This is a genomic window from Paenibacillus silvae (assembly GCF_014639235.1).
Taxonomy (GTDB): domain Bacteria; phylum Bacillota; class Bacilli; order Paenibacillales; family Paenibacillaceae; genus Paenibacillus; species Paenibacillus silvae.
Map to the genome: position 1 here is coordinate 567,353 of NZ_BMFU01000002.1, position 8,998 is coordinate 576,350.

Annotated in this window: 6 protein-coding genes; all 6 read right to left on the bottom strand. The window is 46.8% G+C overall.

The features are described 5' to 3' along the window. Window positions 1-21: 21 nt before the first annotated feature. The 6 genes from IEW26_RS08555 to IEW26_RS08580 all read right to left on the bottom strand — a co-directional run bounded on the left by IEW26_RS08555 (window position 22) and on the right by IEW26_RS08580 (window position 8,628). Window positions 22-1,665: a type 2 periplasmic-binding domain-containing protein gene (locus tag IEW26_RS08555; protein WP_188592069.1), complete on the bottom strand. Its 1,644-nt coding sequence runs from the start codon at window positions 1,663-1,665 to the stop codon at window positions 22-24. Window positions 1,666-1,719: 54 nt separating this feature from the next. Further along, window positions 1,720-2,607, bottom strand: coding sequence for a carbohydrate ABC transporter permease (locus IEW26_RS08560; RefSeq protein ID WP_111272952.1), 888 nt, complete (start codon window positions 2,605-2,607; stop codon window positions 1,720-1,722). A gap of 14 nt (window positions 2,608-2,621) precedes the next feature. Continuing rightward, on the bottom strand, window positions 2,622-3,608 hold the full coding sequence (locus IEW26_RS08565; RefSeq protein WP_111272953.1) for an ABC transporter permease: 987 nt from the start codon (window positions 3,606-3,608) through the stop codon (window positions 2,622-2,624). 215 nt (window positions 3,609-3,823) lie between these two features. After that, on the bottom strand, window positions 3,824-4,846 hold the full coding sequence (locus IEW26_RS08570) for a LacI family DNA-binding transcriptional regulator (protein ID WP_188592070.1): 1,023 nt from the start codon (window positions 4,844-4,846) through the stop codon (window positions 3,824-3,826). 204 nt (window positions 4,847-5,050) lie between these two features. Then, entirely contained in the window at window positions 5,051-7,429 is a 2,379-nt protein-coding gene (locus IEW26_RS08575; protein WP_188592071.1) for a glycoside hydrolase family 95 protein, read from the bottom strand. Between the two features lie 233 nt (window positions 7,430-7,662). Continuing rightward, entirely contained in the window at window positions 7,663-8,628 is a 966-nt protein-coding gene (locus IEW26_RS08580) for an alpha/beta hydrolase (protein WP_188592399.1), read from the bottom strand. Window positions 8,629-8,998 lie beyond the last annotated feature (370 nt).

Sequence of the window (8,998 nt, forward strand, 5' to 3'; positions counted from 1 at the left end):
AGACGTTTTTTTGATTTAGGCTTATTGAATGCCTAATTTCTCTTTGTTCTGCTTCATCTTCTCGCCGCGAATCTTCACAATGTCCGGCCAGCGATTCTCTTCAAGGAAGGTTTGGTACACAGCAAGCGCATTTTCAAACGAGGCATCGTCTTTGGCACGCAGCATACTGACAAGCGTAGAGTTCCACTTCGTCTGAATCGCTGACAGCGCACGGGCTTCGGGCGTTCCCAGATTTGGATTAATATTTTCCAAAATAAAATGTGGTGTCAGCTTGCCTTTGCCCCATTCCTGCATCTGCTTGATGGCCTCTGGGAAGGCATCTGCGCTCAGCGCTTTATGACGGTCATGACCAAAGAACATAAACTCGCCCATGCGGTAATCCTTTTTGAATTGATCCGCGTTATGCAGCTGCAGGTCCTTCACCGCGGGGAGTAATTCCACCGTACCATCTGCTTTCTTGGTAAACGTCTCTCCTTCAATGCCGTAATTCATCAGCATCTGTCCTTCTTCACTCAGCAAATAGGTGAAAATCTGGATGGCCTTTGCCGGGTCCTTGCAATCCTTGGAGATAAAGTTAATCATCCAGCCTGTAATTCCGGATTGATTCAGCGTTGGTGCATGCCCCTTGGTGCTCTGCGGCCCGTCAATGGCAATATACTCCTTGCCTTCATTAGCACTCATATAAATCTGGAGATTTCCTCCCTGTTGAGGTGTGCCGTCCAGCAGCATCGTAGCATATTTTCCCGACTTGACCTTCTCTTCAAAAGCCGTCCCATCATCCGCAAAGCTGTCATCACTAATGTTGCCATCTCTGTACACAGCGTTTATTGTTTTCAGCCAGGTCAGGTAGTCTTCGTCCAGATTACGATCGTAGAACTCGCCAGTGTCCGTCTCCAGCGGCACGCCGATAAAATCCTGAAGTGTATCGCCCAGTGAACCTGTGCCTTCACCGATCGCATTAAAACCAAACGGAATTAAGGAAGGGAACTTTTCCTTGATATGCTTCATGACAAGCTGGAATTGCTCGGGTGTGCCCATAACCGGACTGCCCAGTGCTTCATAGACATCCTTACGAATGATAAACGCCGTTTTCGCTGGTATGTTACCGCTATCATAATCCTCTTGCGTGTTCGAATAGTTAGGGTAACCATAGGTTTTACCGTCCTCCTGCTGGAACCAGTTCAGCGTGTCCGCAGCAGCCACCTTATTGAAATATGGATCATATTTCTCGGCCAGATCGTTCAGGGGCATCGCCCAGGTAGAGGCCTTGTGCACTACGGCTGAATTGGAATCAAACACCGTCAACAGATCAGGCATATCTCCCCCTGCAAAAAAGGTATTTAATTTCGTGTCATCTCCTGTAATGAACTTGATATTAATATTCAAATCCTCCTTGATTTTCTTCGTTACAATATCTTTGCCAAAATCTGTATTCCACCAGTCTGCATTCACATACCATGTCAGATCGGTAGCTTCTTGCTTCTGGTCGAGCGTCCAGGCAGGCTTATTCGGATCAACCGTATAACGGTCTTCAATGGAAATCCAATTGCCTTCACCCGTACCGCTGGAGCCCCCGCTGCATCCGGTAACCATGAGAACTGCTGCCAGCAGCACTGCAAAGCCCCTTACTCCTTTTACTTTGGACCATCCATGAAAATTGAACATGTGTTTGCCTCCTCATTATGAAATGCAAATATGCAGATGTATTGGGTTGCTTCGTTATTCCTTTACCGCTCCAAGCATCATTCCTGATATAAAGTATCTTTGAAGGAGAGGATAGATCAGCACGATGGGCAGCGTTGTAATTACAATCGTGGCGAGCTGCACCCCTTTGGTTGTCGTTTCAATAACAGCTGATCCGCCAATGTTTTGCATGGATTGTGTCTGTGACTGGACAATAATTTCATATAACATCATCTGAAGCGGATATAGCGATTGATCTGTGATATACAGCTTGGTGGTCATGAAGTCATTCCACTGGCCAACCCCGTTAAACAGAGCAATGGTTGCCATCGCCGGCATGGAGAGCGGAATAAATATTTTCAGAAAAATATGCCAGTCTCCCGCCCCGTCCATCTTGGCTGATTCCTCCAGAGAATCGGGGACATTGCGGAAGAAGTTCATCAGAATAATGACATCATAGAAGCTGAACAAGGCGGGGATAATGTACACCCAGAAGCTGTTGAGAAGCCCAAGGGACTTGATCAGCAGGTATGTTGGAATCATTCCGCCGGAGAAAAACATCGTAATGACACCCATCGTGACGTATAATTTGCGGCCGCGCAAATATTTCTTGCTTAGACCATAGCCAACCATGGCACAAAAGAAAACATGTGTTGCTACACCGATCGTTGTTTTGGATACAGAGATAAAAAATGCCTGCCAGATGCTGGAGTCGTTGAACACGGCTCGATAGTTTTCCAGCGAGAACTCGGGGGACCAGAAGATGAATCCACCTTCTGCTAGGGCTCTGCCGGAGCTAAAGGATGAGATGATAACATTCCAGAGCGGAACGACAATCACAATCGTACATAGCAGCAGCAGCATGACATTGACGGTATCGAAGACCCGGCTGTCCAGATCTTCCTTTGCCACCTTTCCGTTCACGGGGAGGCCTCCTTCTACAGCACTGATTGATTGTCATTCAGTTTGCTTGTAATTTTGTTTGCGGTGACGAGCAGAATGACGGACACGATTGAAACGCCCAAACCTACCGCGGTTGCATAGGAAAAATCACCCTGTGACATCCCCATGCGATAGACATAGGAATTGATTACTTCCGCCTTTTCACGGTTTTGCGAATTCATCAGCACCAGCGTTTGATCCAGATTCGAGCCAAGCAGACCGCTGACCGTCAGGATCAGATTCAGACTGATGATGGATTTCATGTTGGGCAGAGTAATGTTCCATATTTGCCGCAGCCGGCTGGCGCCATCTATTTTGGCCGCCTCGTAATAGGTCGGATCGATCTTCGACATAATGGCGAGATACAGAATCGTGCCCCAGCCTGCTTCTTTCCAGATATCGGACAGCGTGGCAATCCACCAGTACTTGCCTGCGTCCAGCAAAATATTTTGCGGCTGGGAGATGATGCCCAGGCCAACCAGCAGCTCATTAAACAATCCTGTCGTGGAGAACCAGGTAATCAGCATGCCGCCGAGTACAATCCAGGAGAGAAAGTGAGGTAAATATGAAACCGTTTGCACGAATTTCTTGAAGCGTCCGCTATTTAACTCATAGATCATGATGGCCAGTATAATCGGGATGACAAAGCCAATCCCCAGCTTCAGAAAGCTGATGCCCAGCGTATTGACGACCGCGTCCCAGAAATATTTATCAGACAGAATAATTCTGAAATTATCCAGACCAACCCAAGGTGCAGTAGAAAGGGTATCAATAACGGTGTAGTTTTTGAAAGCAATGGTCAACCCATAGATGGGTATGTAGCAGAAAACAATCATAAAGATTATGCCGGGTATAACCATGGATTGAATCTCCCATTGCCTGGCGTAATCGGCCCAGAATGCCTTGAAGCGCTGAGCTAACGGCGGTTTACTTCCGGGCCGGTGAGACTGCTGCTTGTTTGCTGCAGTGGTCAGATGACTCATGTATTCGCTGCTCCCCTCTGCCTATATAGTTTAATAAAAACGTTTTTATTTTTGTGTCGAAAACTCCTTTCCCTGGAATATATAAGTTGAACTAGAGAGTTTACACCATGCACTCCGGTGATAGAACAACCTGGAGAGTAGCGGTTATGCCCGTGTAAACCATAGTTCAACTTATTTGGATTTGGAGAGAAAAGAACTTCACTATACTACAGCTATCATTTACGCACGTCTCTTCGATCCATTTTCACATGGCTTGAACCTCTTACAATAAGCTCTCCTGAGAGCTTCTGTGCAACTCCTTGCTCCTGCCCCTTGATCATTTGGACCAATTGAGTAACCGCCAGAATACCCTGTCTTGCAATCTGATTCCGTACCGTTGTTAGTGGCGGAGAGTAATACTGAGCAATATCAATATCGTCAAACCCCACCACACTGATATCACTCGGAACCTCATATCCATGTGCTTTCAAGGCTTGAATGCAACCAATTGCACTCAGGTCATTGCCGGCCAGGAAGGCATCTGGCAGCTTGCCCGGTTGCAGATGAATGAAGGATTTGATGGCGCTGTAGGTGGCTTCCTCCTCGAAGTAGCCTTGAATAATGTAGTCTTCATCGACAGGCAGCTCGTATTCACGCAACGCCGCCAGATATCCCTCTTTCCGCTGCACGCTGTCAAACATCGTATCCACACCGCAGATATAGGCAATTTTCTTATGCCCGAGCCCGATCAAATATTTGGTTGCTTCGTAGCTGGCTACGTACGAGTCAAAAATAACACTCCCCATACGTTCGCTTTCATATTCACGGTCGAGAAACACCGCTTTGATCTTGTCTTTCTCCATAGACAGAATGTCCTGTTCATCAATTCGAAGCTCTTCGTAAATAATAACGCCATCCACCCGTCTGCCCAGAATATTGCTCATAATGACATGTTTATCCCGGGTAACAAATACATTCAGTCCATATCCGAGACGGTCACATTCACGCGACATCGCTTCAACAAGCTTGTAGAAATAAGGCCCCGATACACTCGTTGTGAAAAAACCGAGCATTTGGGTCTGTCCCGATTTCAGAAGTTTGCCATTCAGATTCGGTATGTAGTTCAGTCGCTCCGCCACTTTGAGCACATGGGATTTGGTCTCCGGGTTCAGTACATCCACACCATTCAACGCATTCGAGACGGTAGAGATCGACACGCCAGCTTCCCTTGCCACATCTTTGATTGTGATTTTTCCCATAAGTTCCGGTTCCTTTACTATAAAAACGTTTTAATACATTCAAAATAGCATAAAACCGTTTTCATTACAACCTTAAATATTCATGGAAAACGCCAAAAAGAAAACCGCTGATCGGGAGTGATCAACGGCACATGATCTCCAGCGCTTCATATTGGAAGACGCTGAAGGTTCATAAGATTAGGTTCATGCGAGATGTAGTTCATTCTATTCAAATGAGATAATATACGTTTGTCCTTTTTGCGTTGGCACACTTATTAGGCCGTTCTGCTCCGCGTGTTTTTCTACTTCAGTCTCATCGAGGCGCACCTTCAAGCCTGGCGCAGATTGCAGGTAACATACATTACCTGTATGTGAGAGAATTTCAGCTTCCATCAGCTTGCCATTCTCCCAGCGAAGGCTGACCTCGAACCCGCCCCTTGCTCTCAAGCCTTTAACATAACCTGTAGACCATCGCTCTGGCAGTGCTGGCAGGAACTCCAGATATCCTTGATGGGATTGCAGCAGCATCTCGGCAATACCTGCTGTTGCTGCAAAATTACCGTCGATCTGGAACGGCGGATGAGCATCAAACAGGTTGGCATATACCCCGCCCTGCTCATGTTTGCCTGGCTCATGCGCCTTGACGAGGGTCAGGAGATTAGAGATCAGCTGCTCGGCACGGCTGCCTTCTCCGAACCTTGCCCACAGACCGATTTTCCAGCCCAGACTCCAGCCTGTTCCGCCATCGCCGCGAATTTCAAGGGAAGTGCGGGCCGCACGCATCAGATCAGGAGATTTTTTGTGGGTAATCAGCCTTCCAGGGAATACACCAACCAGATGGGAAACGTGGCGGTGCTGCGGATCTTCCTCAGTGAAGTCTTCACTCCACTCCTGAAGTCTTCCCTGTCCATCGATTTGCAGTGGAAGCAGCTGCGCCCTTTTTGTCCGCAGAAGTTCAACGAATTCGCTGTCCGTGTGCAGCACTTCTGCTGCCTCAATACAGTTATCGAACAACTCCGCAATAAGTGAAATATCCATGGTCGTTGCTTCGCTGACCGCCGCCTGTTCACCATTAACGACAAATTTCATCTCAGGTGATGTGGAAGGTGATGTAATGAGGTGTCCTTCTTTATTTTCGATCAGCCAATCCAGACAGAACATAGCAGCATCCTTCATAATCGGGTAGGCCGTTTCCTGCAAGAACTGTTTATCTTCGGAGAAAGCATAATGCTCCCACAGATGCTGTGTCAGCCACACGCCGCCCATCATCCACAGTGCCCATACCGGATCACCTGCGCCATAATCTCCAACCGGAGCCGTCTGTCCCCATATATCCGCATTGTGATGAGCAACCCAGCCTCGAGCTCCGTAGTTGATCTCGGCGGTTTTGCGTCCATTGACTGCAAGCTTGCCAATAAAATCGATCAGCGGTTCATGCAGCTCGGCCATATTACATGTCTCCGCAGGCCAGTAATTCATCTCGGCGTTAATATTCAACGTATAGTTGCTGCTCCAGGGAGCCCGTGTATCCTGATTCCAGATGCCCTGAAGGTTCGCTGGCAGTGTTCCCGGTCTGGAGCTGGCAATCATCAGATACCGGCCATAGTTGAACAACAGTTCTACCAGGCCCGGATCACTGCTGCCGTATTTCTCAATCCGTTCATCTGTAGACATGCTCTCAGGAGCAATGCTGTCACCCAGATGTAATTGAACACGATTGAACAACGCCTGATGATCCTCAACATGACGTTGACGCAGAGCCTGGTAATCATGTGCCATAATCTGCTTTATAACGTCTGCGGTTTTTGCCTCGGGAGAAGTCAGCTTGTCACTCCCCTGCCCTCCTGCCCCATAACTCGTAGCTCCTGCAAAATAGATCACCGCTTCGGTAGCATCAATGATTTGCAGCTCACCACCGTTTGTAAGCAGTGTGCCGCCCCGATGAGAAACTGCAAGTCTGCCATGGAAGGACATCGCTTGTGTAGAAGCGGGGTCTCCATAACGCACAGGAACTTCAACATCATGATAGTTGGGGGATACATATTCCGGAGCAGTACCCGACAACTCGAATTGAGAATTCGCAACCGAGGTTGTATGTCTCAAAGGGCTGCCCAGTCGAGTACGGAAGCTTAATCTGCCTTCCTTACTTGCTGTCAAACGAATGACGATGCCTTGATCGGGATGTGAGGCGAATACCTCTCGATCATAACGCACGCCACCGATTTCATAGGAAACGCTTACAACGCCTGTTGACAAATCAAGCTTGCGTTGATAGGTTTTCCGTTCACATAACTGACCATGCTCCATAACCAGCTCCAGATCACCGAATGGAAGGTATGATTGTGTGAAAGGCCCCATCATTTTTTTACTCAGCAGATCAGCCTCTGCATACTGTTTATTCGCAATCAACTCTCTGATCCGAGGCAATACTTCCCGGGCCTCCGGGTTGTTCCAGTCCTGGGCATACCCCGACCATAACGTATCCTCGTTTAATGCAATGCGTTCCTTTTCAATACCACCAAAGACCATTCCGCCCAGCTTGCCGTTGCCGATAGGCAGTGCTTCAACCCAATAGGTGGCTGGAGAACCAAACTGAATATTCATGCTGATTGTTCCCTCCGAATGCACTTGTATTTTGGAGATGTTCTGATAACTTGTTCAGCAATCATTATATCTTTCATTTCAAGGAGAGGATATATAATTTGATAAAAATGGTGTGGAAAAACTTAAACGAATGACAAATATAACTTATAATCCCAGATGAAGCTGTTTATTTCTATAATTGAGAGCACAAAAGCGCCACCAGATCGGTGACGCTTTTCTATATCAGAGTATTATTACAGTTTAATATGTTTCATGTATTCTTTGAATTGCTCGGCAATCTCTTTATATTTCGTATGATGCAGATAGTGTGAGCCTTCCATCGGAATCAGTTTGCCTTGATCGGATTGTTTGATCTGCTCCTCATGCAGCGGCAGCCAGTTCGGATTTTTGTCGTTGTTGGATTGCACAAATAGCAGCATCGGCAGCTCACGCGGATATATCATGTTCTCTGCATTTTTAAAGTTAGAACCTAGATTTCTCAATTCATTTATTAGCGTTGAATTTGTGGAAACCTGATTCGAGATCAGATTCATCTGCTCCTTGGTATGCTCATCGTAATCCATCGCATCGTAGGGATCTGCGCTTACCTTTTTGAGCAATCGCATCAGCCCCGAGGATTGAAGAAACTGCATGGATTTCAAAGGCAATTTCACATCCATGCCAGGCTGATTCGGAACACTGCTGTCAATGCCAACAAAGGCCATTACTTCATCTGGGTATTGCTTCACATAGGAGACACCGTACAGTCCTGTGATGGAATGACCCATCAGGATATATCGTTTAAGACCGAGCTGTTCTACAGCTTCATGAATTTCGCTGACAATGTTCTCCGAGGTGCGCTCTTTATCGGTACGATCACTCAATCCATAGCCGAAGGGTTCAATCGCTACCACTTTATAATCGGAGGTCAGTTGGTCAATCAACAATTTAAAATCCAGTACAGGCGTAGGGGTTCCCTGCCCTGGAAGCAATACAATCGTCTGCTCACCGTCACCCTGTATGGATACGTTCATTTTTTTACCATCCACTTGCACGTACTGTCCGTATGATTCGATTTGTTTTTTTTCGATTCCGTTGCAAATCACATTAACCACAAACACAATGCCCATGAACAATGCAAGCGCTGCGATGATTCCTCCGCCTATTTTAAATAATAATTTTCGTTTTCTGCCCGGCTTCTTCTCTTTCTGTTTGACCACTATACTCTCTCCCATTGCAATCTTCTCCTGTTCCTTGAGTCCAACAAAGCGTCTTGCTGACTTCTGTTTTGTACAGTATAAGCTGGCAAGATGTCGTCACAATGACGCCAATATGAACGGAGTATGAACAGGAATACAAGCTGAGGATATAAAGGGATTGTTCAACATAGATACATTGAACTCAAAGAAACTACATTATACCGATTAACGGTTCATGATCGTCAAAGCGCGTTGTAATGGGGCAAGAATACCAGCCTTGGCAGGCAGTTTAAGTCGAAGAGGGAAGGCTAACGATCCCCATAGAGCTTATTTTCCCTGAATCGGGGACATTTGAATTCTAACGATCTCCAGGAAGCTTATTTCATTCGAA

Excerpts from the sequence above, each read along its gene's own strand:
- IEW26_RS08570 (WP_188592070.1), bottom strand. The coding sequence starts at position 4,846 with ATGGGAAAAATCACAATCAAAGATGTGGCAAGGGAAGCTGGCGTGTCG.
- IEW26_RS08565 (WP_111272953.1), bottom strand. The coding sequence starts at position 3,608 with ATGAGTCATCTGACCACTGCAGCAAACAAGCAGCAGTCTCACCGGCCC.
- IEW26_RS08555 (WP_188592069.1), bottom strand. The coding sequence starts at position 1,665 with ATGTTCAATTTTCATGGATGGTCCAAAGTAAAAGGAGTAAGGGGCTTT.
- IEW26_RS08575 (WP_188592071.1), bottom strand. The coding sequence starts at position 7,429 with ATGAATATTCAGTTTGGTTCTCCAGCCACCTATTGGGTTGAAGCACTG.